The organism is Sphingomonas sp. DBB INV C78, assembly GCF_042693015.1.
Taxonomy (GTDB): Bacteria; Pseudomonadota; Alphaproteobacteria; order Sphingomonadales; family Sphingomonadaceae; genus Sphingomonas_E.
The window spans coordinates 3,643,621-3,669,795 of sequence record NZ_CP170544.1 but is presented as its reverse complement, the minus strand read 5'-3'; the positions used below and the strand labels follow the sequence as shown (position 1 = coordinate 3,669,795).

Below are 26,175 nucleotides of genomic sequence, written 5' to 3'. Positions count from 1 at the left end.
GTTAATGTTACCTTCATCCTATTCGACGGCCCTTTACCCCCTCTGGTTGAAAGGAAAGTCTCGAATGAGCAGGGTTATTACCGGAACATTGGTCAGCCTCTTTCTTGGGGCATCGGCCGCCCATGCGGCAACTTTCGTCACTTCCTTCGCAGGTGCACCAGATCCCGGCGCGATCGGAACGGTGCTTTTCGATTTCGAGACGCCGGTCGTTGCCGGCCAACTCGGCCACGGCGTCACGATCGCCGGCGAATATCAGATCTATACCGGTGATGCGCCGCCCAATGCGGCCGCCCCTGCCGGCGATGCAACGGCTTATCTGGCGGTGCCCGGCACCAGCTATAGCGGCTTCGCCACGCTCGACTTCACCGGCCTGACTTATGGGCCGGGCATCGGCGGTTTCGATTTCTATTGGGGCTCGATCGACAAGGGCAACCGGATGGCCATTGTGACCAGCACCGGCACCTACACTTTTACGGGCGCGGACATTATTGGCTCCGGCCTGGGATCGACGACTACGGCGCAGGCGAACCGTCGGGTCATATTCGATCTCGGCCCTGGCGAGATCCTCCAGCAGATCCGCTTCTATTCCGATCTGCCGGCATTCGAGCTGGATGATTTCGCGGTCGTCGCGGTGCCCGAGCCTTCGACCTGGGCGATGATGCTGGTCGGATTCCTGTCGATCGGTAGCATGCTGCGTCGGCGAGATTCGGCGCGCCGAGGTGGCGTGACGATGCCGAAACTGACGTCATGAAGGCAGTCGTCCCGGTTTCCCGGTCGGCTCGTCGTTTATTGTGCGAAGCGACATAGAAACGCAGTATTCATAGTCTGAAACGGCAGTTAGCAGGTTCCGCAATGACGAGGGGAGGCGTCGTTGCAGTGCAATAGATGGGGTGTACCATGTCATCCAGCAGCAAAGTCCCCCAGGGTATGTCCTTCCTGAACGATTTCACTGCCGACGATCCCGACCGGGGCCTTCGGGTGCTCGCGGAACCCGCGGCTCCGGCCCGGCCGGAGAGCGAATTGCTAGGCCGTGCGCTCGATATAAGCGTCGCGGCGCTGATCCTGCTGGCGGTGCTTCCCGTCTTCCTGATCCTGTGCCTGGCGATCTGGGCGCATGACGGCGGCGCCCCCATCTTCATGCACCGCCGCATCGGCCGCGGTGGCAAGATGTTCCCCTGCCTCAAGCTGCGGACGATGGTGGTGGATTCGGAGCAGCGTCTGCAGGATCTGCTGAAATCAGATCCGGCGGCCGCGTTCGAATGGCATGTCAGCCAGAAGCTGCGCAATGATCCGCGGATCACGCCGCTTGGCGCCTTCTTGCGCAAATCGAGCCTTGATGAACTGCCGCAGCTCATCAACGTCCTGTTCGGCCAGATGAGCCTGGTCGGCCCACGCCCGATCGTCATGGCGGAAGCCACGCGCTACGGCCGCTATTTCAAATTCTATTGTGCGGTGCGGCCGGGCATTACCGGTCTGTGGCAGGTCAGCGGCCGCAACGATGTGAGCTATCGCCGCCGCGTGGCGCTGGACACGCTCTATGCCCGCTCGCGCAGCGTTGCCATGGATCTGGCGATCCTCACCCGCACCGTGCCCGCTGTCCTTTCCGCCCGGGGGTGCTCCTGAACCAAGTCGGGAGCACCTATGACCATTCTCAAAGGCCTGCTGGTCGATCCGTCGCTGTTCACGGCGCCTTATGACGGCGCTCTGAGCGAAGGGCTTGAAGCCAATGGTGTGACACCGTTGTGGCTCACCCGCCGCCTGCGCATCAATGAGGCGCCGGAGATTTCGGCCGCGAACGTCCGCCCGATCTTCTACGGGCTGACCGATGGTCCGCGTCGGCGGCAGGGCAAGCCGTGGCAGTTGCTGAAAGGCGTCGAGCATATTGCGGGCCTTCGCCAGACCGCGCGGATCGCACGCAGCGGCTATGACGTCGTCCATTTCCAATGGGCCGTGCTGCCGCGCATCGACGTGCGCGCGATCAACGAGATGCGCCGGCATGTGCCGGTGGTGCTGACGGTGCATGACACGACACCGTTCAACGGCAAGGCGGTCAGCCGGATGCAGACCGACGGGCTGCACGGCGTGATGCACGCCGTCGACGCGCTGATCGTGCACACCGAGGGCGGGCGCGAGACGTTGCGCGCGGAGGGTATCGACGCGCGCCGCATCCATGTCGTGCCGCACGGGCCGCTTCGGCTGCGCGGATCGAGCGGCGAGCCGCGCCGCGCGGGTCGCTGGCGGATCGTCATGTTCGGCCGGCTGCAGGCCTATAAGGGTCTCGACGTGCTGATCGAAGCCGCCGGGTTGCTCGACGCCGAGACGCGGGCCCGCATCGAAATCATCATTGCCGGCGAGCCGATGATCGACCTGGCGCCGCATTGTGCGCGGGTGGCGGCGCTCGGGATGGACGACCTGTTCGATTTTCGTCCTCAGCGCCTAGATGACGACGCCATGTCGGCGCTGCTCCATTCCGCCGACACCTTCGTCTTTCCCTATCGCGCGATCGAGGCGAGCGGCGTGCTGTTCCTGGTTGCCGACCTCGGCAAATGGATGGTGGCGAGCGACCTTGGCGCCTTTCGCGAGATGATTTCGGACGGCGGCAACGGGACGCTGGTCGAACCGGGCGATGCTGTGGCGTTGGCCGGGGCGCTCAAGGCTTCGATCGGGCGCGAAGTGAACGAAGGGCCGGCAAAGGCGCCGGACTGGGCCGAGATCGGCGGGATGACGCGCGCAATCTACGAACGGCTGATCCATGACCGGCGGGAGCTTGCGGCATGAGCGGCGGTCGGCTCCTGATGCTGCATGACAGTCCGCAATTCGGCGGGCATGAACTGATGCTGCTGAACCTGTTGCCCGGCGTGATCGAGGCAGGGCATTTCGACGAGATCATCGCCTGCTTCCCCGAAGGCAATCGCCGGCTGGCAGATGGGCTGGCGGCATTGGGCGGACCGATCCGGCTAAAGCCGTGGAATTTCGAAAAGCGCTGGGCAGAACCCTATCTCGGCTACCTGCGGCGCGATTATGCACGGGCAGCGCGTCGCATCATCGCGGAGGAGCAGCCGACATCGACATTGCTGGTGCAGGGCCGGATCGAGAATCTGGTCGTGCCGATGCTGGCGATCCCGCGCGACCGCTTCGTCGTCAGCTATGTGCCGATGGCGCATCGGCTGGCGGATATCGGTCGGAACGGCTGGGTGGGCGATACCGCGCGGCGGCCGCTCTACCGCCGGCCGGATCGCTTCATCGTGCCGTCGCGTTCGGTCGCGCGCCAGATCGTGGCGGCAGGCGGGCGGGGCGAAGCGGTCGTCGCCGACAATTTCGTGAATGTGCCGCCACGGGTGGATCAATCGGACGCGCGCCGCGCGCTCGATCTGCCGGAAGGGCGCAAGATTGCGTTGTTCCTGGGTCGTCTCGACGTCACCCAAAAGGGCCTCGACATCCTGGCCGATGCGCTGCGCCGGAATAGCGCGCATCTGGGCGACTGGCTGTTCCTGTTCGTTGGCGATGGCGAGGGGCGCGGCACGATCGACGCGCTGGCGCAGGACGAGGCGGGCCGCCTCGACATCCGCACCGTGCCGTGGACCGACAAGGCGCATCTTTATCTTGCCGCGGCAGACCTGCTGCTGATGCCGTCGCGCTGGGAAGGCGTGCCGCTGGTGATGCTGGAAGCGATGGCCTGCGAATTACCGATCCTCGCGTCCGACATCGATGTGTTTCGCGAATATCTGCCGGCTGAAAACTGTGTCGACTTTACCGCAGCGGATATGCCGGCGCGGATGGAATGGCTGGCTGGCCCCGAGGGCCGGGCCTGCTTCGCCCGCGCCGTCTCTGGCCGCGGCGGAGAGTCGGTTCGCGAGCGGGCTCGCGCCTGTTTCGCTGCCGCCCTGGTGCCCGGCGCCATCCAGATCGAGGGACACGCCTGATGCCTCGCACCGCCGTGATCATCCCGACCTTCAACGAGGAAGCCCATATCGGCGGCCTGCTGGACCAGCTTGTCCAGCAACCCGAAGCCGTGATCGCGGAGATCATCGTCGCCGATGGGCGCAGCATTGATGCCACGCGCGCGATCGTCGGTGAGCGTTCGATGCGCGATCCACGCATCCGCCTGGTCGACAATCCCCAGCGGTTGCAGGCGTCGGGCGTCAATCTCGCGGTGAAGGCGCTGCCTTTCGCGATCGTCCGCATCGTCCGCATCGACGCCCATTCGCGCTATCCGGAAGATTATGTGCCGCGGCTGATCGATGCGATGGACCGCAACGAGGCGGACAGCGTCGTCGTCCGGCTCGACAGCATCGGCGGCGGGGCGACGCAGCGCGCCATTGCCGCGGTATCGAACAGCCGGATCGGCACGGGCGGGTCGGCGCATCGCGTCGGTGGCTATTCGGGCTTTGTCGATCATGGCCATCACGCCGCCTTCCGCCGCTCGGTGTTCGAGGCGGCCGGTGGTTATGATCCCAATTTCGAGGCGAACGAGGATGCCGAACTGGATGTCCGCATTCGCCGCATGGGCGGGCGCATCTGGCTCGCCGGCGATATCGAGGTGGGCTATTTCCCGCGCACCACGCTGACCGGGCTGGCGCGCCAATATTTCCGCTATGGCAGCGGTCGTGCGCGCACCTGGCTGAAACATCGTGAGGCGCTGCGGTTGCGCCAGATGGCGGCGCCGGCGCTGGTGGTGACGATGGCGCTTGCGCTGATTCTGGCGCTTTTCACGCCATGGGCGCTGCTGATTCCGGCTGCCTATCTCGCGATCCTCACGGTCTATGGCACTGCTCTTGCGATCCGGCGCCGAAGCGCCTGCCTGTTGCTCGCGGCGCCCGCTCTGACCGTGATGCACATCGCGTGGGGCGCCGGATTCATTCATCGCCTGCTGCTGGGACGGCCCAAGGCCAAGGTCCGCTATGGCGCGGCGGTGCAATAAGATGGAGAGGCAGACAATGTTGTCCCGATTGCTGGCCCTGTTGATGGCCGTGGCTTTGCTGATCCCCACCGCCGGCGTGGTGGCGGCCGATCCCGTGCCCACCCCGACGGCATCGCAAGTGCCGGTCTATCGCCTTGGCGCCGACGACAAGGTGCGCATCAACGTCTATGGCGAGGATGCGCTCAATGCCGAATATCTCGTCGGTAGCGACGGCAATATCTCCTTCCCACTGCTTGGCATGGTCGAGGCCAAGGGGCTGACGATCGCCGAACTGCAGGCGCTGCTCACCCGGCGGCTCGCCGAAACCGCGATCAACGATCCCAAGGTCAGCGTCGATGTGGTGGAATATCGGCCCTTCTATGTGCTGGGCGAGGTGCAGAAGGCCGGCCAATATCCCTATCGCACCGGCATGACGGTGATGGCGGCGATCGCCACCGCCGGCGGCTTCACCTATCGCGCCAATGAAAAGACGGTGATGATCCAGCGTTTCGGCGAGACGGTGGAAAAAAGCTTCCCGCTTTCTCCCCAGACGATCGTGCTGCCCGGCGACACGATCCGCGTGAAGGAGCGTTACTTCTGAGCGCGCGCATGAAGGCGAGGCCGCCCCGGGCGGTGCTGCTGGCAGCGGCGTCGATCGGCTCGATCGCCGCCGGCAGCGCGCATGCGCAGGTCTTGCCGCCGCAGGGGCCGTCGCTCACCGAGCGCTACACTGCCGTCCGCGACCGCCGTCATCCCGACCTGGAGGCGCCGGGCGTGCCGGTGGCATCGTTCGTCCTGCGGCCGTCGCTGGGCGTGGCCGGCATCTATGACGACAATGTGCTGGCGACCGAGACGGAAGAGCAGGACGACGTAGCGATTCGCATATCGCCGCAACTTCTGTTCCAGTCGAACTGGGGCGGCGATAATCGCATGAACGTCCGCCTGGCCGCGCAGGCCGAGCGCTACGCCGATCTTACGACCGAGAATGGCACCGATCTTGATGCCGCGACCGACGGCATCGCCGCGGTGGGGCCGGATACTACCGTGCGCTTCGCGGCGCGCTGGCAGCGGCAGCGGGAATCGCGGCGATCGCAGGATGTGTTCGTGCAGACCGAAAAGCCCGTGCGCTTTTCGACCACCGGCGCGGGCTTCGGCGTGACGCACAACTTCTCCAGGCTTTCGCTTTCGGGCGAAGCCTCGATGCAGCGCTTCGATTATGAGGATGCGCGGCTGGCCGATGGCACGCCGATCGACGAGGATTTCCGCGACAGCGATCTGCTCCGCCTGCGCGGCCGCGCGACCTATGCGCAGTCGCCGGCTTTGAGCTGGTTCGGCCAAGTCACATACGACCAGCGCGACTATCGCCAGCAGACAGCCGGCGTTCAGCAGCGCAATTCCGATGGGTTCGAGATATTGGGCGGCGTCGTGTTCGAGCCCGCTGTGCTGGCGCGTGGCGAGATCGGCGTCGGCTATCTCACGCGCAACTATGACAGCCCGGTGTTCGAGGATTTCTCCGGCTTCGCCATCAACGGCAAGGTCGAATTCTTCCCGACCCAGCTCACCACCGTCACCGTCACCGCGAAGCGAGAAGCCAATGACGCCGGCATCCCGCAGTCGACCGGCTATATCACGACGGGCGGCGAACTGACGGTCGATCACGAACTATTGCGATCGCTGATCCTGTCCGGGTCCGTTTCCTATGAGACCGACAATTTCAACGGCATCGACCGCAAGGACAAGCGCTGGGCTGCGCGCGCGGTCGCCGATTACAAGATGAACCGCACCTTCTCGCTGCGTCTCAGCTACGACTATCTCGATCTGAAGTCGGACGGGGTCGATCGCTACAAGGCGTTCAAGGACAACCGTATCCTCTTCGGCATCACGGCAAGGCTATGAACGATATGAGCGAACATCCGCTTGACCTGCCTGGTCCGTCGCCCATTTCGCGCAGGCAGACGATGATCCGCACGCCCGTGCGCGAGGATGCCCATAGGCCCGATCGCGGTGGCGAGGTGCGCCGGCTGTTCGCCATATTGCGGCGGCGCTGGATGGTCTTTGCTGCCGTCTTCCTGTTCGTCGTCTTCATGGTCGGGCTGTTCACGCTGCGGCAGACGCCGCTTTACGCCGCAACCGCAAACCTGATCGTCAATAGCCGGCTGGTGAATGTCGCGACCAAGGAAAAGGAGGTCGTGCCCAGCGCATCGACCGACGAAAGCGCGGTGGACAGCGAGATCCAGATCCTCAAATCCCCCGCGGTCACCAACCGCGTCGTCGAGGATCTGCAGCTCGATCGTCGGCCCGAATTCGCCAAGGACGTGCAGCAATTGTCGCGCGAGGACGCCATCGCGGCGATCGGCGGCATGCTGCGCAGCCAGCTTCTCGTCGAACGTCCCGGCGGCACCAACGTGCTGGCCATAACCTATACCTCGCCCGATCCGGTGCTGGCGGCGCGCGTTTCCAATTCGGTCGCGCGGCAATATCTGGCGGTGAAGGCCAATACCCGCGTGCAGGCGGCGCAGATGGCAGGGTCGGGGCTCGGCAAGGAGATCGATCAGCTCCGCGGCAAGCTGGAGGCGGCCGAACGCGATGTCGCCAGCTATCGCGCCGCCAACAATCTACTGAGCGCGGATGGCGTGACGCTGACCGAGCAGGAGATCGCGCTCTACAAGCAGCAGGATGCGCAGGCGCGCGTCGCGCTGGCTGAAGAACAGGCGCGGCTTAATACCGCGCGCAGCCAAATGGCGCGTGGTTCGCGTGGCGACGATGTCGGCGAGGCGCTGAACTCGCCGGTGGTCGAGCAGTTGCGCGGCAAGCGGGCGGAGACCAGCGGCAAGCTCGCCGAACTGCAGGCGCGGTATCGCCCCACCCATCCCGATGTCGTGAAGGCGCAGCGTCAACTCGAAGATATCGACGCCGCCATCCAGGCCGAGATCGGGCGCGTCGTTTCCAATCTGGAGGCGCGCGTTTCGGTTGCCCAGCAGCGCGCCGGGACGGTCAGCGGCATTTCCAGCGGTGCGCGTGGCCAGCTTGCCGCCAGCAATGCGGCATCGGTGCGCTTGAACGAACTGGAGCGCAGGGCCGAGGCCTATCGCTCCAACTATGCGGCGATGCTGGAACGGCAGAATGCGGTTTCGACGCAGGCGCTGGTTTCGGATGATGATGCGCGCCTCTTCTCGCCGGCGCTGGTGCCGCAGCAGCCGAGCTTCCCCAACAAGAAGCTCAACCTGCTGCTGGGCGCACTCGCCGGCCTGATCGCCGCCGGATTGACGGTGTGGCTGCTGCATTTCTTCGATCGCGGCCTCGCCAGCTCGCATGATGTCGAAGAGAAACTGGGAATCCCGCACGTCGCCAATCTCGCCGAGGTGCGGACGATCGCGGAGCGCGAAGATCGTGATATGCCGCCGATCGATTTCGTCGTCGAGCGGCCGATGGCGTTGCTGGCCGAAGCCGTGCGCGGCCTCAGGCTGCATATCGAGAAATGGGAACATGAGGGGCCGGGCGGCCAGGTGATCGGGCTGACATCGGCCTCGCCCGGCGAAGGCAAGTCGACGCTGGCGGTGATGCTGGCGCGCGTCTCGGCTCTGGCTGGCCGCCGCACCTTGCTGATCGACGGCGATCTTCGCCGGCCGAGCATCGCCAAGCTGCTCAACCTCAAACCGAAGCTCGATCTGGAAGATGTGCTGAACGGCAAGGCGTGGATTGAGGAAGCCTGCGTGCTCGACGAGAAGAGTGGCGCCTGGGTGCTGCCGACCATAGCCAAGCCCTTCACCCATGCCGAGATCGTCGGGCGCGAGGTGATGGAGGTGCTGCTGCTGGAGGCGCGCCGCCGGTTCGACCTTATCATCATCGATGCCGCGCCGGCGCTGGCCGCGGTCGATGCGCGTGCGCTGCTGCAGCATGTCGATGCGATGCTGATGGTGGTGCGCTGGAACGTCACGCCGCTGCCGATGATCCGCGCCGCACTCAAGAAATTGCGCCCGCTCGGGATCGAGCCGGCCGGCATCGTGCTCAGCCGCGTCAATATGAAGGCGATCGCGGCTTATGGCGTCGACGATGTCGACTATCATTACCGCTCTTATGCCAATTATGGGGCAACCTGAGCCGTGGTCGCCGCGCCGTGTTTAGATCAGGCCCAGGCCGTAGGCGATGCCCGCCCAGATCGCGCCGCCCACGATGATCGCGGCAAGCCAGAAGCGGAACATGATTCGCTTCTTGCCGATGGGCAAAACCTGGCTGACCGCCGCTTCGCCATAGTCGCGAGCAGCATTGGCGGCCGGCGGTGGATTCGGCCCAAGGTGTTGATCATGCATAGGCATTGTTCGTCGATACATAGGAACACTTAAGGAATTTACCACCGATGGAAGGCTGCCCCCGGCCCCGGCGAGAAATTCGGAACGCCCTGCGGCGCTCCTTCCGATTTATCGTTAATTTAGCACAGCCCATCGTTCCCGCAAGCGCGCCCGCTTCAGACGGGAGCGTTGGCCGATGAAGCCTGGCAAGGCCCTCAATCCCAACGTCCATGGCGCGCGCGGGCTGTTCGCCTTCGCCGTGTTCGTCTTCCATGTCGTCAATTCGGGCTTGCCGACCTTCCCTGGGCTCGCCGGTTCCTGGTTCGAAACCTATCTGCTCGAAAGCCTGAAGTTCGGCGTCGAACTGTTCTTCGGCATCAGCGGTTATGTGATCGTCGGTGCGCTCGCCCGCGCGCCGACCTTGCGCGCCTTTGCCTGGGATCGGGTCACGCGGATTTATCCGGTACTGTGGGCATCCTTGCTCGTCATCACGCTGCTGGCGCTGGTGACGGGGCGTTGGCGGCCCTCCCTTGGGGACTGGCTGCTCAACTTCGCGGCCCCGCCGCCCTTCATCCATGTTCCCCAGATCAATCCCGCCGCTTGGTCGCTCGGCTATGAGATGACCTTCTATGCCCTGTGCGCGGCGGCTTGGTGGCTCAAGGGCAAGGGCGTGCGCTGGTGGCTGCCGATCGCGATCGCAGTCGGCGCGCTGCTGGTCGTCTTCTTCCCGCGCGCGATCCTGATGGGTGCGGGCGTCGCCATCGCCGCCCACCATCTCGATGGTCCGCGCTGGCGCTGGGTGGGCGCGCTGCCGCTCACCAGCCTGATCCTGTTCCTGATCGTGTGGCGCGCGATCGAGGCGCAGTGGGGCACGCCGATGCTCTATGTCTCGCCGGCACTGCTGCCGTTCGGGCAATGGCTGACGATGGTGCCGGCGATCCTGCTGGGGGGCCTGTTCGGCACGATGGCGCTGAAGGGCATTGTCGATGGTCGTGGGCCGTTCGTGGCGATGCTGAGGACGCGACCGATGCTGTGGCTCGGCACCGTCAGCTACAGTTTCTACCTCTGGCATCCTGTGGTGATGGCCGGCGCAAAGCAGGCGATGGTGAAGTTCGGGCTGGTGGCGCAGGCGGGTCCGGCGAGCCAGTTGCTGTTCGCGCTGATCGCGATCGGGCCGACCCTGGTCGTTTCGCATTACAGTCAGGTCTATCTGGAAGCGCGGCTGACCCGCTGGCTGCGGCGGCGGGTGGAGAAGGATGCGGCGCATGCGCCGGTGACCGCCGATGCGGACTTCTCCGAAACGGTGGCGCTGGACCGCGCCGGCTGATGGCGACGATCGCGCCCGGCGCTGCGGCGCCAGCCACGAGCCGTATCGGCACGGCCTTGCCGGACAGCACAGTCGATCGGCGCCGTAGCCGGCTGTTCGTCCATCTCGCGCTGATTTCCTGCCTGTGCCTCCAGCGCTTCGGCCTGGTCATCGGCGGCGGCACAATCTTCTTCAGCCTGCCCTTGTTCCTGGCGCTGATCGGGCTGATGCTCGTGTCTGGCTATGGCCGTATCCGCATGGTGCCTCTGTTCGTCTTCGGGCTGTTCGCGCTCGAGGGGCTGATCGCCACGCTGGTCGCGATCAACGTGCCGGAGACGCGCCAGCAACTCAGCATCTTGTCGCTCTTCTCGCTGCTTTCGATCTATCTCTGCCTGCTGGTCGGCCCGTCCGGCCGCTTCAACCGCGACGATGTGATCGACATCTTCCTATTTTATGTCCGGCTGTGTGCGGTGCTCGGCATTGCGCAATATCTGCTGCAGTTCGTCGGGGTCCGCATATTCTCGTTCATGCTGACGTTTCCGGCGCTCAATCCGATCCTGATCGAGTCGCTCTACAACTATAATCCGATCCTGAGTTACGGTTCGAGCATCATCCGATCGAACGGCTTCTTCCTGATCGAGCCCAGCGTTTTCTCCCAGCTTCTCGCGCTCGGCATGGCGGTGGAGTTTTTCCTCAAGCGCCAGCTCAAATATCTGCCGCTTTATGCGGTCGCCTATCTCTTCAGCTTCTCGGGCACCGGCCTGCTGGCGCTGGGGCTGAGTATCGGCATCCTGATGCTGGCGGACCGTCGCTATACGGTGCGCGTGCTGTTGTTCGTGCTTGCGCTGGCAGCGCTGGCGACGATCGCCGCCTTCGTCTTTCCCGATCAGTTCGCCTCGCTCGCGGGGCGTGCGGGGGAGGCGAGCTATAGCGGCAGCAGCGGCTATGCCCGCTATTTCGCCCAGTTCGAATTTATCGGCCAATATACCGACAAGACCCGGTCGCTGATCGGCTTCGGGCCCGGATCGATGGAGCGATCGGGCTTTTTCTTCACGGGCAGCGGCAACCCGGCGCTGAAGCTGTTCATCGATTACGGGATCATCGGATCGATCCTGTTCGCCACCTTCATGGTGATATCGTGCTGGCGGCGCGACATCGCGATCATATCGATCTTCTGCCTGGTCAATTTCCAGATGGGCGGCGGCAACCTGCTGTTCCCGCCGTTGATCATCTTGATCGCGATACTGTGCGTGTGGAGCGGCGATCCGGATCAGGCGGCCGCGCGCCAGGGCTCGGCCTTGAACCATCCGAAAAGCCGGGCGGCCAGAAGCTCGGCGCCGATCAGGCCGGTCAGCACCACCCAGTAAAGCGGCATGGATTGCGGCGCATGGCCCATCAGATGCGCGCCGAGATAGACGAGCACATTGCTCAGGCAGAAGCATTCGAGTGAGTTCTGCCCCACCGCGATCACCGCGCGCGTCAGCCGGAACCGGCCCAGCCATTGTGACGACGGCAGCAACAGCAGCGCCGCCCACAGCACCAGTGCGGCATGGATCAGCCGGAGCGGTCCGACGTCGGTCTTGTTCGCGCCAGGGACAAGCTCGGCGTGGAATTGCGGAAAGACGATCAGCCGGAAGGCGAAGGCGCCCGCCAGCAGCGCAAGACAGATCGCGATCTGCACATTGTGGCGGGGGAATTGCCATTCCGGCAGCGGCTTCCAGATCGCGATCGTAGCCCCCAGAAAGAACAGGAACTGCCAGGCGAACGGGTTGAAGGTCGGATAGGAGAGATGCGTCGTGAGCCCGGTCTGGTGGGCGAGCCACACCACGAAGCTGATGAGCAAAGGTAGCCACACCCGGATCCGCGCAAGCCACAGGAAGATCGCGACCAGCGGGATGAAGAAGATATAGTTTCGCAGGATCTCGAAGAACGCCAGATTGTCCTGGAAGGTCATGAAATCCCGCATGAAACGCGCGGGGTTCTCGACCAGCCGTTCGACCCCGCTGACGGCGTAGAGCTTCGATTGCGGATCGAACAGGAAGCCGACGCAGGCGGCGACGACCGCGAACGAAAAGACGTTGAAGATATAGAGGCTCCACGCGCGGTCGAGCGTGCGGGCCTGGGTCAGCCAGAAGCCGATCTTCTCCGTGTGCCGCGCCAGCACCAGCGCCATGACATAGCCCGAGAAGAAGACGAAAAACTCCGCCGGGCTCGACAGGCCGACGCTCGGCAGGCCGTAGAAGCGCAGCGGTGATTTGAACCCCGCGACATCGGCGAACCAGGTGAAATGGGTGCCGCAAAGATGCAGGATGAAGAAGCCGCGGAGGAAGTCGATCCGCAGGTCCCGCGGCGGCCGAATTGCTGCTGACTCGCCGGTCGCCATCGATCTCGGGTGACTGACCGACAAATCATGCTCCAAAACCAATGGCTTCGCCGACCGAGCGAAACGGGTTGCCGCAACCATATTGCGGCGCACAAGGTTTCGATAGACGCATATTGGCATCAGGCCGCGCAAATCGGTCAACCGGTCCCCGATGCTGCGAAGGAGGCCGCCATGGCTTCTCGACCCTTATTCCTGATTGCCCTGACGCTTGCCGTTGCGGTCCTGCCATCGGCTGCTACGGCGGCGGAGCTTTTCGTCTATCGCGGCGGTGGTTGCACGGGCCGGGATCGGTTGCCCGCCTTCATCGCGATGGCGGGACGCGAGCCTGACGGCGTGGTTGCCTTCACCGAGCGGACGAGTTGGCAGAACATGCTCAATTCGGTGACGTGGAGCATCAATTGCTGGGCGGGCACGCCCTATCGCGTGTCACAGGCGGTGCCGATGCTACTCGACAAGGGCACTACCCTGAAAGAGGGCGCCGACGGGGCCTATGACGCGCATTTCGCGCAACTTGGCCGCAACCTCGTCGCCAAGGGCCGGGCCAATGCCTATCTGCGCATCGGCTGGGAATTCAACGGCGACTGGTATGCCTGGTCGGCGGCGAAGGATCCGGAATCCTTCGTCCGCTATTTCCGTCGCATCGTGAAGATATTCCGCAGCGTGCCCGGCCAGCAGTTCCAGATCGTCTGGAACCCGGCGCGCGGTCAGCAGAAGATCGCACCCGACAGGGTCTATCCGGGCGACGACGTCGTCGATGTCATCGGCCTCGACCTCTATAATTCATCCTGGCGGAAGGAAGATGTCGACCCTGAGATACGGTGGCAGAACCACCTTACCCAGCCCTACAGCCTGAACTGGCTGAAAGAGTTTGCGGCCCAGCACAACAAGCCGATCGCCCTGCCCGAATGGGGCACCGGCACCTCGCCCAACGGGCAGGGCCAGGGCGACGATCCGCTGTTCATCCGCCGCATGGCGGAATGGATCAAGGCGAACAATGTCGCCTATCACGCTTATTGGGATTATGCCGCGCCGGACTATAATGCCGAGCTTTCCGGCGGGCGGCAGCCGCAGAGCGCCAAGGCATTCCGCGAGGCGTTCGGCCCCGCGGAATAAAGCTCAGCGCGCTCTGCCATTCCTTTCCCAGGCAAGCGCATGGGCGACGATCGTCGCCAGATCGTCATGGCGCGGCGTCCAGCCCAATGCTGCGCGGATCTTGCCGCTGTCGGCGACGAGCGCCGGCGGATCGCCTGGTCGTCGCCCTTCGAGCCGGCGGTTGACCGACGTGCCGGCGACCTGCTCCACCGCGTCGAGCACTTCGGTCACCGAGAAGCCGTTGCCATAGCCGCAGTTGAACAGCAGCGATTGGCCGGGTGCGTCGAACAGCCGGTCGAGCGCCAGCACATGCGCATCGGCGAGATCGGAGACGTGGATATAGTCGCGGATCGCGGTGCCGTCGCGCGTCGCATAGTCGGTGCCGAACACGGCGATGCCGTCGCGCTTGCCGGCAATCACTTCGGACGCGACCTTGATCAAATGGGTGGCGCCGGCGGTGGACTGGCCGGTGCGGCCCTTGGGATCGGCGCCTGATACGTTGAAATAACGCAGCACCGCATAATCGAAATCATGGGCCGCGGCGGTATCGCGCAGCATCCATTCGGTCATCAGCTTCGATGAACCATAGGGGTTGATCGGCTGCTTCGGTGTGTCCTCGTCAATCGGTGTCCGGTCGGGCTCGCCATAGACTGCCGCGGTGGACGAGAAGACGAAGTGGCGGACATTGTGCTCGACGGCCTGGGCGATCAGGCTGCGACTCTTCACCGTATTATTGTCATAATATTTGAGCGGGTTGGTAACGGATTCGGGAACGATGATCGATCCCGCGAAATGCATGATCGCCTCGATCCCGCGCTCCCCGATGATCCTTTCGACAAGCGCGCAGTCCGCTATGTCGCCCTGGTAGAAGGCGCACGTGTCCGGCACGGCGGAGCGAAACCCGGTGGAAAAATCGTCGATCACCGACACGCTGTAGCCTGCGTCCAGCAGGGCCAGCACGGCATGACTGCCGATATAGCCGGCCCCGCCGGTCACCAGCACGGATCTCGCCATCTTCGCTCCTTGGGAATGGGTTTCGATTCAATCGCCTGCCAAGGTGCGCGACCATGTTGCGTCGCACAAGCCCGGACTTCGACGATATGAGATGAGCTTGCGATAAAGGGTTTTGGCGAATTCGGTTCGAGTTTTTGACGGTTGGATCGCCGATTTTCTAAATAAATCAGCAAAAACGCCAAGTCGACTTAATCAAATTCGGGATCAGCACTCCATTTTGAACCAGTCTCCCGACGCTGATCGATACTGAGGCGATATATCCGGCCGGTATTGGAGCGGGAGGATGCAATGGCTGATCCGGAGCAGATTTATGCCTGGGCCGAAGAGGCGGTGGGGCGCGAAATCGCGAAGGCCAGGCCGGACCTGCAATATAAATGGCGAGCCGTCGCCCCCAAGAATCTGGGGCTCGACGTGGACAACTGGCTGATACTTTCCCAGAAGATGATCAAGCGCTTCAATGCGCTTGCTGCCGATATACCGCATATCTGGATGTCGGAGCCGTCGCGTGCGTCCTTTCATGGATCGCCGCTCATCAGTTTCGTTACCGCCATCGCCGATCTGGCAGATCAGATTCCGTGAGGGGGCGTTGGGGGCTGGCCGGCCTGCACCTCTTCGGCAGCATTGCGGTTATGCCGCTTGCTGCGGCGCAGGCGCAGGAACCGACGGAAATCGAAATAGCGACGCGCGGCGTGGAACGTGCCTGCCAGGACATGGCAGGTCGGACAATCCAGCGGGTCAGGCTCGAACAGGCACTCCGAACGGAGGCGCGCCTGAACGAACTGGCGCCAGACGTTGTCGCGCTTTCAACGCCCGACTTCGCCGAAAGGCTCAGCGATCGCAGCAATCGGTTGCGGGGCGCCACGGCCTTGCTGCAGGAGCAGCTCGCGCAATCGGACACGGACCTTGCCAATGCTTTGCAGGTGAGCCCCAAGCCCCCGCCAAGGGGAGAAGCGGGTTTCAACAATTGGCTTTTCCGGCTCGAAGGAGGCCCGCCTTATAAATTGACCTGCGCACCGGCCAGCCCGGAGAAGCCCGCGCGGTTCACCAGGCTCAACCCCGTGGTCATTCGCGGTTCGGTGGACGAACTGGACGATGTCGGCGATGACCGGCTGGCGGCGTCTGCGGCCCGGGTGGGCTGGGACAAGTTGCGCAGCACCAATCTGAAGGGCGAAACTACAAGCACGACGACGGTGACGATCGATGCCGCTGCCGCCATCGCGTTCGGCAATATCGACCGCTACGGCATGGTTTACGCCGACTATAGCTACAGCCGCGTTCGCACGAAGACCTCGCCGGTGGCTACGCCCGCGGAGGATGATGGACGCGCGGATGACGTCGATGCGCTGGAACTGGGCGCTCTCGGCACGATACGGCCGGCAAGCTGGCTTCGGGCAACAGGGCGGATCGGCGCGACCTTCGATTATGTTACCGACGCCAAATTCCTGCATGGCGCGGCGAGCCTCGTCCCGATCACAGGCGGGGTGCCTGATTTCGGTTTCTGCAATCTCAACATGTTCAAGGCGATCGGCTTCGGCATTGAGGGGCGCTGCAACGTCGCTGCCGAAGCCGACATACGCTATGTCTTGAAACGGGGCTCCGCGGACCTGGACGAATCCGACACGCTCTTGGGCCTTGGCGGGCTGATCGGCGCAAGCTTTCGGCGGTCGCTGGATGCCAACGGCAATCCCCAGGACGGCCTCGTCGCCAGCGTCAACTACCGCTATCTGCCGCTCGTCGATGGCGACGGTCCGGACATCGACCGGATCGATGCGTCGCTCGGTTATCGCTGGTGGGCGGGCGAGATCGGCTTCGAACTCGGTCTCACTTATGCCGACGGCACCGAAATCAAATCTCTCGCCGACGAACACCGCGTCGGCATCACCTTCGGGGTCATCCACTGATGAGCGCCGCCTGGCGCGGCTGATTGCGAGGAAGCGAAGATGCCAAGGTTGAGACCGCGTGCCGTGTTGACCCCGACGGACCTGCCCCAGGTGCAGGTCGCTATCGAGACGCAGCCAAAGACTGTCGGACGGGCGGCGCCAACGGCGGCGCCACCGCAAACCGATCCGGGTGCTGGCGGCTATCTGGGGCGGCTAATCACCTACATACCCGGCGAGGTCATCGCGGCCTATCAGGTGCTGATCGGGTTATGCGAGGGAAATATCGGCGCTCAGAAATGGGTCGGTGGCCTGCTGGTCATTGCCACGGCACTCTGGGTCGCCTTCGCCACGCGCGAGCCGGGCGAAGCCGTCCCGATCCACCAGGTGATCAATTCGACGCTTGCATTCATGGCCTGGCTTTACGCCACGAAGAGCCCCTTGGTCGAAGCGCTGGGGCTGACATGGTCGGCGCAGGTTTCGGCCCTGCTCCTCGCCGGATGCGTGCTGCTGCTCTTCCCGCTGGTGGAGGCGATCGTGAAGCGCGTCTTCCCATGATCGGGACAAGCTGAAGTCCCGACAAGACCGGCAACAGGAGGTCGGAATGGCAAAAGCGAAAGAGAATGCGGCGGCGGGGCCCCGCGGACAATCGCTGCATATCGGGCTGAACTTCGTCGACCCGGCCCATTATGCCGGGTGGGACGGCGAACTGAATGCGTGCGAATTCGACGCCGAGGATATGGAAGCTCTGGCGAAACAAGCCGGCTTCGCAACGAGTAACCTGATTCGCGGAGCGGCGACGCGGGCTGCGGTCGTCGCCGCCATCGGCAATGCCGCTGCGGTGCTCAAGGGGGGCGATATCTTCCTGATCACCTATTCCGGCCACGGCGGCAGCATTCCCGATCCGAGCGGCGACGAGCCCGATGGGAAGGATGAGACCTGGTGTCTGTATGACGGTGAATTGATCGACGACGAGCTTGGTGAACTATGGACGAAATTCGCTGCGGGTGTGCGCGTGCTGCTGATTTCCGACAGTTGCCACAGCGGGACGATCTACAAGACGCAGGGGGCAAGCAAGCTCGTGCTGACCGCCGACGAGGTCAGCGAAGATTGGCGAGCGACTCCACGGGCGATGCCGCTGTCCATCGCAGGGCGCACCTACAGGCAGAACCGCGAATTCTATGACGAGTTACAGCGGGGTTTGGCCGAACGTGGTGCTCGCGATGTCGCGGCCCAGATTGCCTGCACGGTCCGGCTGATCTCCGGCTGCATGGACAATCAATATTCCTATGACGGGGTAGCGAACGGGCTATTCACCGAAGAATTGTTGCGGATATGGGCGAACGGCCATTTCAGCGGCGATTATGCGCTGTTTTATCAACGCATCCTGGCCAAGATGCCGAACGAGCAATCTCCGCAGCACAATGTGATCGGGGTGCCTAATGGCGGTTATGACGCACAGAAGCCGTTTGCCATCGCCTGAGGGCCGGTTGGATCGGCGTCAGTGCGTTGCGAGGGCGGCGCGGGCGATGGCGCCGCGGTCGGTGAGGGCGGGGGACAGGTCCGCGCCGGCTTCATCCCAGAAATCCGCGTCGGCATAGGCGGCGAGCGCCTGTGTCTGGCGCTGGCGGTCGCGGGCCTCTGTGTCCAGCAGATTGAGCGCGATGCGGACTTCGGCGAAATCGTCGCCTTCGCCGGCGAGCACAATCGCCGCCTCGCGATCATAGCCCCGATCGCGCAGCAGCTTTCCGGCGGCCCGGCGGGCAGCCTCGATAGGAGAGGGCGTCATCGCGCTCACCAGAGCCGCTTGGGGGACGTGACGCCGGGGCCGTCGGGGCCATAGGGATACCAGGTGCCGACGATCCGCGCCTCACGCGCCTTGAAGAAATATTGGCTGCATACGAGCCAGCCCTTGAGCGGGCGGAGCGGCAGCAGGCAGGTCACCAGCAGGAAGGGCAGGGATGTCAGCAGGTGGACCCACCAGGGCGGATCGAAGGCGATCTGGATGCCCAGCGTGAAGATCACCGCCGGCACGCAGCCGAAACAGATGACGAAGAAGGCCGGCCCGTCGGCGGGATCGGCAAAGGCGTAGCTCAGCCCACACACCTCGCAATCGTCGCGCAGCTTCAGGAAGCCGTCGAACAAATGGCCCTGTCCGCAGCGCGGGCAGCGGCCGCGGATGCCCGTGGGGATGGGGTCCAACTTCGGCCATTCCCGGTCCGTATCAGCTTCCGGCACGTCCATGATTCGGCTCCAGCAGCATTGCCTGGCGCTCAGATATGCCGCATATATCCATACAACAACCATACATAATGCGACGTTGATCCATGCAAAACTGGTTGCCCGATCTGGGCGCGGAATCCGGTCCCAAATATCGCGCCATTGCCGATGCGATCGGTCGCGCGATCCGCGGCGGCGTGCTGCGCGCCGGAGAGCGTCTGCCGCCGCAGCGTGACCTTGCCCGTCTGCTCGGCGTGGACCTGACCACGGTCACGCGGGGCTATGGCATCGCACGGGAGGCGGGGTTGATCGAAGGTGCCGGGCGGCTCGGCAGCTATGTCCGCAATTCAGCGGCGCCGGTTGCGGATGGGGCTTCGGACGATACCGGCATGAACATGCCGCCGCAGCCTGGTTTCGGCCTGCTCGACGAGGCGATCCGCACGGGCACCGCGGCATTGCTCCGCGCCGGCGGCCGATCGCCGCTGCTGCAATATCAGCCGAGCGGGGGTAATGCGCACGATCGCGCGCAGGCGGCCGAGGCGCTGGTGGCACGCGGCATTGCGACGACGGAGGATCAACTCGCCATCACCGCGGGCGGACAGAATGCCCTCCATGCGATATTGGGCACGACGCTTTCTGCCGGCGACCGGATCTGTACCGGCGCCCATACCTATCCCGGCCTGTTGGCACTCGCTGCGCGGCTCGGCATCCAGCTATCGCCGGTCGAAATGGATGCGCAAGGCATGGACCCCGCCGCACTCGAACAGGCGATCGCGGGCGGGGCGAAGGCGATCTATCTAGTGCCGACCAACGACAATCCGACGGCGGCGACGCTGGGCATCGAGCGGCGCCACGCAATTGCGGAGATCGCCCGCCGTCATGGCGCGACGATCATTGAGGATGATGCTTATGGCCAATTGCCGTCGCAGCCATTGCCATCGCTCGCCAGCCTCATCCCCGAACGGACCTGGCATATTGCCAGCACGTCGAAGGTGATCTCGCCGGTGCTGCGGGTGGCGCATCTGCGCGCGCCGACGATCGGTGACGCCTGGCTGCTCGCCAGGCAAGTTCATGAGACGGCGGTGATGGCGCCGCCGCTCAATGCCGCGTTGGTCTCCGCCTGGCTGCGCGACGGGACATTTGCCGAACTGGTCGCCGGGGTGCGGGCGGAAGCGGTCGCGCGCCAGCGCATCGCCGCGCGCCATTTGACGGGGCTCAACTATGCAGCGCATCCCGAAGGCTATCATATCTGGCTGAAGTTCGATGGCGAGCGTGTCACGGGCGCGGAACTTGCGGCCGGGCTGCGCTCGACCGGGCTGTCGATCGTGCCCGGCGAGGCGTTTTCGCCACGCAAGGACAAAGCGGTCGCCGCGGTCCGCATATCCATCGGCGGAGCCATTGATCATGACCGGCTGGGGCGCGCTTTCGAGCGGGTGGCGGCACTCCTCCACGGTCGCGCCAGCGGCAGCGCCTGGATCTGATCAGGCGCGACGCTGCCGGGCGAAGGCAAGGCATAATGCCAGCCAGGCGACACCGACGCTCCAGCCCGCAACCACGTCGGTCAGCATGTGGACGCCGAGATAGATTCGCGTCAGCCCGATGATTCCAACGAGCAGGATGACGAAGGCCATCGCGCTGCGCCTGTAGCGATCGTCCATGCAACCGATCACGATCGCCAGCGCGCCATAAGTGACGGTCGCGCCCAGTGCATGGCCGCTGGGAAAGCCGGTCGACGTCACCTGTTGGAGGTGCGGCATCAGATCTGGCCGGGGCCGCGCGAAGATCAGTTTGAGCAGGCCGGTAAGGATCAGTCCGCCCGTGACCGCAACCGCAATGAACCAGGCGGCGGGGAAGCGCCGAACAGCGCAGAGCAAGGCGACGGCAACCAGCGCCACCGGCAGCCGCACGATGCTGGCGCCGATATCGGTGATCGCTGTGATTGCGCTGACGGTGGTGGCCGCAGGCTCGCCGCCGCGGAGCGCCAGCATCGAAGCACGGTCCAGCCCATCCGTCACGCCGGTGGCGACACAAACCGCCGTCGCCGCGAAGATGATCGTGGCGCTGATCCCCCAGACCTTGAGGTTCGCGGCCCCCGCCTTTCCCGCCATCCTGTCTCCGGTTTCGGCCTAAATTGTTTGTTGCGGCCGATTCATGGTAGGTTCGCTGTGCGCAGTGGGCAAGGAGTGCCGGATGTCGAAGCCGTTTTGGCCGTTCGGCAGACCACGCTTTCCAAGAAGATCATCGGACAATTCCGATCGCGATGTCCAATTGTTCGACACCTATGCGAGGTCGCTTCACGCCATGGCGGTCGGTGCCGATCGGGACGATCCGCGCATGCATGAACTCACCGACCGGATTGCCGCTTTGTTCGACGGGCGGAACGGCGTGGCACGCGCGACGGCCGACTTCTCCCAACTCGTGGCCTGCGAGATGGAACTGGTGCGGCTGCTGCCCAAGGAAATGAAGATCCGGGCTTGCTGGAATATCCGTGAGCGGTTCGAACGGGTGGCGTCGGCACGTTCGGTCGATCAGTATCGCGCGTCCAAGCCGCCTTCGCTCGCCAATCCCGATCGACTGTCCGACGAGGCGATGACGTTGGTGGAAGCCGACGCCATCACGCTGCTGGGCCAGATCAACCGCATCTTCCTGATGAACCGCGAAGGGGAACGCACGATCAACGATCTCCAGCGCTGGGTGGGCTGGACGATCGTCAGGGACATTTCGATCTTCCTTGTGTTCGTCGCCATCACCTACGTTCTCATCAAGGCATTGTTCGGCCGCGGCAGCGATATGTCCTCGGTCCACTTTTCGAAGATCTTCCTCGTCGGCCTGATCATGATCATGTTCATGGGCTATCTGGGCGCGGCGATGAGCACCATCCGCCGCCTGCAGGCCGCGGTGGGCGAAGGGAACCGGCGCCCCGATCCCTATTTCGAACTGGCGCCGCTGCGCTTTGGGCGGCGCGGCATCCGGCTGGGCATGATCAGCGGCAGCATCTTTTCGCTGCTGCTCTATTTCATCTTCGTTTCGGGCGCGGGTGAGATGCTGGGGGTGAAAGGCGGCATCTTTCCGCGCCCCGTCGATGCCGAGGCCAATCAGGTGCTGGCCGCAAAGCTGAGCTTTAACCTGGCCGCAGCGCCGGAGGGCGGGGTGCGGGCAGATGGGCAGGCGACGCCGATCGCCATCTCCCGCCGGCCCGACAAGGACAAGGTCGAAAAGGGTGTCGAGCCCGAGCCGATCAAGGATTGTTACACCGCCGCCGGCCCCTCCTGCGGCTGGTTCGCCTTGCTGGCCGGCCGAATGGGCTTTGCCGAGCCGGGCGACTTCTTCAAGATGCTGATCTGGGCGTTCATCGCGGGCTTTGCCGAACGGCTGGTGCCCGATGCGATCGACCGGCTGGTGAGCCGATCGGCGCCGGGTCGTCCGCCACCGCCGGAAGGGAGCGGCAATGAATAGACCGACCTGTCTTGCTCTGACCACCGCATTGCTTTTCGGCAGCAGCGCTATTCCGGCCCAGGGGCTTCGCGAAGGATCGCAGCCGCCCGACACCCAAGCCTGCGTGGCGGGGGCTTCCGGCCCCGCGGTTCGCCTTCGCATCCAGGGGTTCAAGAACCGCGCGGGCGGGCTGATCGTGCGCCTCTACAGCGATCGGAAGGAGGATTTCCTGGCCAAGGGACGCAAGCTCAAACGCATCGAACTGCCGGTGCCGCCTTCGGGCGATGTGGATGTCTGTGTCGCGCTGCCGGGGCCGAACCGTTATGCGATTGCTGTGCTGCATGACGCCAATGGCGATACCGATCTTTCGACCAGCACCGATGGCGTCGGCTTCACGAACAATCCGAAGCTGGGGCTGGGTAAGCCGCCACTGGCCAAGGTGGTGTTCACCGCGCAGCCCGGCGTCAGGACCATGCCGGTGATCCTCAATTACAAGACCGGCTTTTTCAGCGTCGGGCCGATCGCGAACGCACGCTAGGCGCACGCGTTGACAGGACGGGCACCGGCATTTACAGAACAATCATTCTGAATTGAGGGCGATGCGAACCCATCATGTCCCGGCCGATAGCTTATGATCGCGAAGCGGTGATCGAACGTGCGACGTTCCAATTCTGGGAGCACGGTTTCGCCGACTGCGATGTCGATACGCTGACGCGATCGGCCGGCGTCAATCGTCACAGCCTCTACAAGGCGTTCGGCGGCAAAGCGGGCCTCTTCACCGACGCGCTGACATTCTACATCGCCCACATCGCGGCGCCCTATATCGCGCTGATCGAGAAAGGCGACGGGCTCGACGCGATCATCGCCTATTTCGAGGCGGCGACCGGCGCTGCGAACGATGCCGTCGTGCAGGGCTATGATCTGCGCGGCTGTTTCATCACCAACACGGTTGCCGAACTCGGCCGCTCCGATCCGCAAGTCGCCGCGATCATCGACGGCTATTATGCCCGTATGGAGCGTGCCTTCGCGGCGCTGATCGAGCGTGGGCAGGCCGGCGGCTCGATCCGCGCTGACCTCGATCCCGTTGCGACCGCGCGATGGTTGTTGCTCACCACCCAGGGCATCAGCGTTTCGGCGCGCATGGGCGCACCCGCCCCCGATTTCCCCGGCGTCGTCCGCGCCGCTCTTGCCCCGCAATCCGCCTGAAAGGAAGCGCCGATGACGGATGTCATAACCAGTATCAGCCTCGACGATGCCCTCGCCAAGGCCGGGCCTGCCGCTGCCAGTTTTGCGCGGCTATGGGCCAGCCTGTGGAAGCAGGATCATGTGCCGGTCGAACTGCTCGAACTGTGCCGGCTGACCTTTGCGCGGCTGCACCAGAGCGGCGCGGAAATGGCCGCCACCAATCCCTTGCTGGTTTCGCCCGTGACGGCAGGTCGTCGTGCCGCGGTGCTAGCAGGTGCTGCGCTCGACGATCCGGCCTTCTCGCCGAAGGACAAGGCGATCCTGCTCTTCGCCGAATATTATTGGGTCGATCCCCAGTCGATCACCGATGAGGTGGCCGATGCGGTGAAGACGCATGTCGGCGAGGCCGGCTTTGTCTTCCTGATCGAAGCACTCGGCTGCATCGACGGCCGTATCCGCGCGGCACGCTGCCTCAGCGACATGGCCGTTTATGTTCCAGCCAAGGAGGTCGCTTATGTCGGCTAAGCCCCGCGCCAACGGCCCCGGCACCCAGACCGGGAATGTGATCCGTGATAGCGCCCTCGGCCTCGTCGGCGAGACGGTGGACGAGGTGATCGCGCTAAACGGCCACGTCTGGAAGGACAGCCTGGTCTCGCCCTCGCTGCTGGAGATATTGCGCCTGCGCAATGCCCGCACCGTGAACTGTGTGTTCTGCAAGGCTGTGCGCTACGATGTTGCGCGCGCCGACGGGCTTTCCGAGGACCGCGCTGAAATGGTGGCCGATGGCTATCAGGACAGCGCGCTTGCCGATCGTGAGAAACTCGCGATCGCACTCGCCGATTCCTATCTCGGTTTCCCGGCGGGCATGGATGCGGAGACTGCGCGCCGCCTCAGCGACGAATATGATCCGGCCGAGATCGCGTCGATGCTGGTGGCGCTGATGACGTTCAACTTCACCTCGCGCGGAGCCGTGAGCATCGGCGGCATGCCCGAAGATCCGTTGCCGATCATGGAAGTGTCGGTCGCGATTTCGACGGGTTGAGGGTGTATAGGGGTGGGCATGACGACCCTTCTCGATTCTCCGCCCGCGACATGCCTGCCCGAAGCCGCGGTGGCCGCCCTCTCTGATCGGTTCGGCGACCGCTTCACCCAGAACCAGGCGCTGCGCGACCAGCATGGCAAGGTCGAAACCTATCATGCTGCGCGCAGCCCCGATGCGGTGCTCTTCGCGCAATCGACTGAAGAGGTGGCGGCGGCCGTGGCGATCTGCGCCGAGCACAGCATCCCCGTGATCGCTTATGGCGCGGGCACCTCGCTCGAAGGCCATATCGCGGCGGTGCGCGGCGGCATCACCATCGACATGACGGGCATGAACCGCATCGTCGCGGTGAACGAGGCGGATCTCGACTGCACGGTTGAGGCAGGCGTCACCCGCGAGGATCTCAACCTGTTCCTGCGCGACAAGGGCCTGTTCTTCCCGATCGACCCCGGCGCGAACGCTACCCTGGGGGGCATGGCCTCCACGCGCGCATCGGGCACCAATGCAGTGCGCTACGGCACGATGCGGGAAAATGTGCTGGCGCTGAAAGTGGTGACGCCCGATGGCCGCGTCATCACCACCGCGCACCGCGCGCGCAAGTCCGCCGCCGGCTACGATCTCACGCGGCTGTTCGTCGGTGCGGAAGGCACGCTGGGCATCATCACCGAAGTGACGCTCCGGCTCTACGGCATTCCCGAAACCATATCGTCGGCGGTGTGCGCGTTCGACGATCTGGAGGGCGCGGTCGCTACCGTGGTCCAGGCGATCCAGATCGGCGTGCCGCTGGCGCGTGTGGAACTGCTCGACGACGTCCAGATCCGTGCCGTCAACCAATGGGCCAAGACCGACCTTGCCGAAAAGAACACTTTGTTCTTCGAATTCCACGGCACCGAGGCCCATGTTCGCGAGCAGGTGGAGATTGTCGGTGCGATCAGCAGCGACCATGGCGGCGGCGAGCTCAACTGGGCCTCCTCGACCGAGGAACGCAACCGGCTGTGGAAAGCGCGCCACCAGGCCTATTATGCCGCGCTCGCGCTTCGCCCTGGCGCGACGGGCTGGTCGACAGACGTCTGCGTGCCGATCAGCCGGCTTGCCGAATGCATCCTCGCCACCAAGGCGGACATCCAGGCGAGCGCTATCCCTGCGCCGATCGTGGGGCATGTCGGCGATGGCAATTTCCACGTCGTCTTCGTGGTCGATCCCGATCGGCCCGAGGAACTGGCGGAGGCCAAGCGTCTCAACAGCGTCATGGTCGAGCGCGCCTTGGCGATGGGCGGCACCTGCACCGGCGAGCATGGCATCGGCCTCGGCAAGATCGATGCGCTGGAGGCGGAACTGGGCGACGCCGTCGATCTGATGCGCGCGGTGAAGCTGGCGTTGGACCCGCGGAACATCATGAACCCTGGAAAAATCTTCCGCCTGCCGGCTTAGCAGG

Annotated in this window: 28 protein-coding genes; 22 read left to right on the top strand and 6 right to left on the bottom strand. The window is 64.2% G+C overall.

The features are described 5' to 3' along the window. Positions 1-64: 64 nt before the first annotated feature. From ACFB49_RS17230 to ACFB49_RS17195, 8 genes are all read left to right on the top strand, one after another. Positions 65-751: a PEPxxWA-CTERM sorting domain-containing protein gene (locus tag ACFB49_RS17230; protein ID WP_380872512.1), complete on the top strand. Its 687-nt coding sequence runs from the start codon at positions 65-67 to the stop codon at positions 749-751. Positions 752-897: 146 nt separating this feature from the next. Then, the gene (locus ACFB49_RS17225) at positions 898-1,623 is read left to right on the top strand and encodes a sugar transferase (protein ID WP_380872511.1); all 726 of its coding nucleotides are present in this window, start codon (positions 898-900) and stop codon (positions 1,621-1,623) included. Between the two features lie 18 nt (positions 1,624-1,641). Next, positions 1,642-2,778 (top strand): glycosyltransferase, encoded by a 1,137-nt coding sequence (locus ACFB49_RS17220; protein ID WP_380872510.1) that lies wholly within the window; start codon positions 1,642-1,644, stop codon positions 2,776-2,778. After that, entirely contained in the window at positions 2,775-3,923 is a 1,149-nt protein-coding gene (locus ACFB49_RS17215) for a glycosyltransferase family 4 protein (protein ID WP_380872509.1), read from the top strand. Before ACFB49_RS17220 ends, ACFB49_RS17215 begins: the two co-directional genes overlap by 4 nt. Further along, positions 3,923-4,921, top strand: coding sequence for a glycosyltransferase family 2 protein (locus ACFB49_RS17210; protein ID WP_380872508.1), 999 nt, complete (start codon positions 3,923-3,925; stop codon positions 4,919-4,921). Before ACFB49_RS17215 ends, ACFB49_RS17210 begins: the two co-directional genes overlap by 1 nt. 16 nt (positions 4,922-4,937) lie before the next feature. Beyond that, positions 4,938-5,501, top strand: a complete 564-nt coding sequence (locus ACFB49_RS17205) for a polysaccharide biosynthesis/export family protein (RefSeq protein WP_380872507.1) — start codon at positions 4,938-4,940, stop codon at positions 5,499-5,501. A gap of 8 nt (positions 5,502-5,509) precedes the next feature. Further along, positions 5,510-6,796, top strand: coding sequence for an outer membrane beta-barrel protein (locus ACFB49_RS17200; RefSeq protein ID WP_380872506.1), 1,287 nt, complete (start codon positions 5,510-5,512; stop codon positions 6,794-6,796). Positions 6,797-6,801: 5 nt separating this feature from the next. Continuing rightward, a complete protein-coding gene (locus ACFB49_RS17195; RefSeq protein ID WP_380872505.1) occupies positions 6,802-9,000 on the top strand; it encodes a GumC family protein in 2,199 nt (732 codons plus the stop codon). A 21-nt stretch (positions 9,001-9,021) separates the two neighbouring features. Here ACFB49_RS17195 and ACFB49_RS17190 read toward each other — a convergent pair whose 3' ends face one another. After that, positions 9,022-9,210, bottom strand: a complete 189-nt coding sequence (locus ACFB49_RS17190) for a hypothetical protein (RefSeq protein WP_380872503.1) — start codon at positions 9,208-9,210, stop codon at positions 9,022-9,024. A 175-nt stretch (positions 9,211-9,385) separates the two neighbouring features. On the opposite strand from ACFB49_RS17190, the gene ACFB49_RS17185 reads away from it, so the two are divergent. Together ACFB49_RS17185 and ACFB49_RS17180 are read left to right on the top strand one after the other, a co-directional pair. Next, complete coding sequence (locus tag ACFB49_RS17185) at positions 9,386-10,516, top strand: acyltransferase family protein (protein ID WP_380872502.1); 1,131 nt, start codon at positions 9,386-9,388, stop codon at positions 10,514-10,516. After that, positions 10,516-11,862 carry a hypothetical protein gene (locus tag ACFB49_RS17180; RefSeq protein ID WP_380872501.1) on the top strand — a complete coding sequence of 449 codons (1,347 nt, stop codon included), beginning with the start codon at positions 10,516-10,518 and terminating at the stop codon, positions 11,860-11,862. Before ACFB49_RS17185 ends, ACFB49_RS17180 begins: the two co-directional genes overlap by 1 nt. Here the strand turns inward: ACFB49_RS17180 and opgC are convergent. Then, complete coding sequence (gene opgC, locus ACFB49_RS17175; protein ID WP_380872500.1) at positions 11,766-12,878, bottom strand: OpgC domain-containing protein; 1,113 nt, start codon at positions 12,876-12,878, stop codon at positions 11,766-11,768. The genes ACFB49_RS17180 and opgC overlap by 97 nt on opposite strands. 171 nt (positions 12,879-13,049) lie before the next feature. Here opgC and ACFB49_RS17170 point away from each other — a divergent pair, with 171 nt between their 5' ends. Continuing rightward, complete coding sequence (locus ACFB49_RS17170; protein ID WP_380872499.1) at positions 13,050-13,991, top strand: glycoside hydrolase family 26 protein; 942 nt, start codon at positions 13,050-13,052, stop codon at positions 13,989-13,991. A gap of 3 nt (positions 13,992-13,994) precedes the next feature. Here ACFB49_RS17170 and galE read toward each other — a convergent pair whose 3' ends face one another. Next, positions 13,995-14,984: a UDP-glucose 4-epimerase GalE gene (gene galE / locus ACFB49_RS17165; RefSeq protein ID WP_380872498.1), complete on the bottom strand. Its 990-nt coding sequence runs from the start codon at positions 14,982-14,984 to the stop codon at positions 13,995-13,997. A 288-nt stretch (positions 14,985-15,272) separates the two neighbouring features. Between galE and ACFB49_RS17160 the strand changes: the two genes are divergently transcribed. From ACFB49_RS17160 to ACFB49_RS17145, 4 genes are all read left to right on the top strand, one after another. Further along, positions 15,273-15,563, top strand: a complete 291-nt coding sequence (locus tag ACFB49_RS17160; RefSeq protein ID WP_380872497.1) for a hypothetical protein — start codon at positions 15,273-15,275, stop codon at positions 15,561-15,563. After that, positions 15,560-16,885, top strand: a complete 1,326-nt coding sequence (locus ACFB49_RS17155) for a hypothetical protein (RefSeq protein ID WP_380872496.1) — start codon at positions 15,560-15,562, stop codon at positions 16,883-16,885. Before ACFB49_RS17160 ends, ACFB49_RS17155 begins: the two co-directional genes overlap by 4 nt. Positions 16,886-16,948: 63 nt before the next feature. Next, on the top strand, positions 16,949-17,419 hold the full coding sequence (locus tag ACFB49_RS17150; RefSeq protein ID WP_380872495.1) for a hypothetical protein: 471 nt from the start codon (positions 16,949-16,951) through the stop codon (positions 17,417-17,419). A gap of 46 nt (positions 17,420-17,465) precedes the next feature. Further along, the gene (locus ACFB49_RS17145; protein ID WP_380872494.1) at positions 17,466-18,344 is read left to right on the top strand and encodes a caspase family protein; all 879 of its coding nucleotides are present in this window, start codon (positions 17,466-17,468) and stop codon (positions 18,342-18,344) included. 18 nt (positions 18,345-18,362) lie between these two features. Here ACFB49_RS17145 and ACFB49_RS17140 read toward each other — a convergent pair whose 3' ends face one another. Both ACFB49_RS17140 and ACFB49_RS17135 read right to left on the bottom strand, forming a co-directional pair. After that, complete coding sequence (locus tag ACFB49_RS17140; RefSeq protein WP_380872493.1) at positions 18,363-18,659, bottom strand: hypothetical protein; 297 nt, start codon at positions 18,657-18,659, stop codon at positions 18,363-18,365. After that, a complete protein-coding gene (locus tag ACFB49_RS17135; RefSeq protein ID WP_380872492.1) occupies positions 18,656-19,105 on the bottom strand; it encodes a DUF983 domain-containing protein in 450 nt (149 codons plus the stop codon). Before ACFB49_RS17135 ends, ACFB49_RS17140 begins: the two co-directional genes overlap by 4 nt. A gap of 83 nt (positions 19,106-19,188) precedes the next feature. Here ACFB49_RS17135 and ACFB49_RS17130 point away from each other — a divergent pair, with 83 nt between their 5' ends. Continuing rightward, positions 19,189-20,562: a PLP-dependent aminotransferase family protein gene (locus tag ACFB49_RS17130; RefSeq protein WP_380872491.1), complete on the top strand. Its 1,374-nt coding sequence runs from the start codon at positions 19,189-19,191 to the stop codon at positions 20,560-20,562. On the opposite strand, the gene ACFB49_RS17125 is transcribed toward ACFB49_RS17130, so the two are convergent. Then, the gene (locus ACFB49_RS17125) at positions 20,563-21,189 is read right to left on the bottom strand and encodes a phosphatase PAP2 family protein (RefSeq protein WP_380872490.1); all 627 of its coding nucleotides are present in this window, start codon (positions 21,187-21,189) and stop codon (positions 20,563-20,565) included. It lies immediately after the preceding gene. Positions 21,190-21,271: 82 nt separating this feature from the next. Here ACFB49_RS17125 and ACFB49_RS17120 point away from each other — a divergent pair, with 82 nt between their 5' ends. From ACFB49_RS17120 to ACFB49_RS17095, 6 genes are all read left to right on the top strand, one after another. Beyond that, positions 21,272-22,537, top strand: a complete 1,266-nt coding sequence (locus ACFB49_RS17120) for a hypothetical protein (protein ID WP_380872489.1) — start codon at positions 21,272-21,274, stop codon at positions 22,535-22,537. After that, positions 22,530-23,054: a DUF2141 domain-containing protein gene (locus ACFB49_RS17115; protein ID WP_380872488.1), complete on the top strand. Its 525-nt coding sequence runs from the start codon at positions 22,530-22,532 to the stop codon at positions 23,052-23,054. Before ACFB49_RS17120 ends, ACFB49_RS17115 begins: the two co-directional genes overlap by 8 nt. Before the next feature lie 74 nt (positions 23,055-23,128). Then, positions 23,129-23,722, top strand: coding sequence for a TetR/AcrR family transcriptional regulator (locus tag ACFB49_RS17110; RefSeq protein ID WP_380872487.1), 594 nt, complete (start codon positions 23,129-23,131; stop codon positions 23,720-23,722). 12 nt (positions 23,723-23,734) lie between these two features. Continuing rightward, positions 23,735-24,226 carry a hypothetical protein gene (locus tag ACFB49_RS17105; RefSeq protein WP_380872486.1) on the top strand — a complete coding sequence of 164 codons (492 nt, stop codon included), beginning with the start codon at positions 23,735-23,737 and terminating at the stop codon, positions 24,224-24,226. Beyond that, positions 24,216-24,743, top strand: a complete 528-nt coding sequence (locus ACFB49_RS17100; protein WP_380872484.1) for a carboxymuconolactone decarboxylase family protein — start codon at positions 24,216-24,218, stop codon at positions 24,741-24,743. The genes ACFB49_RS17105 and ACFB49_RS17100 overlap by 11 nt, the downstream gene beginning before the upstream one ends. A gap of 18 nt (positions 24,744-24,761) precedes the next feature. Then, positions 24,762-26,171, top strand: coding sequence for an FAD-binding oxidoreductase (locus ACFB49_RS17095; protein WP_380872483.1), 1,410 nt, complete (start codon positions 24,762-24,764; stop codon positions 26,169-26,171). The last annotated feature ends 4 nt before the right edge of the window (positions 26,172-26,175 follow it).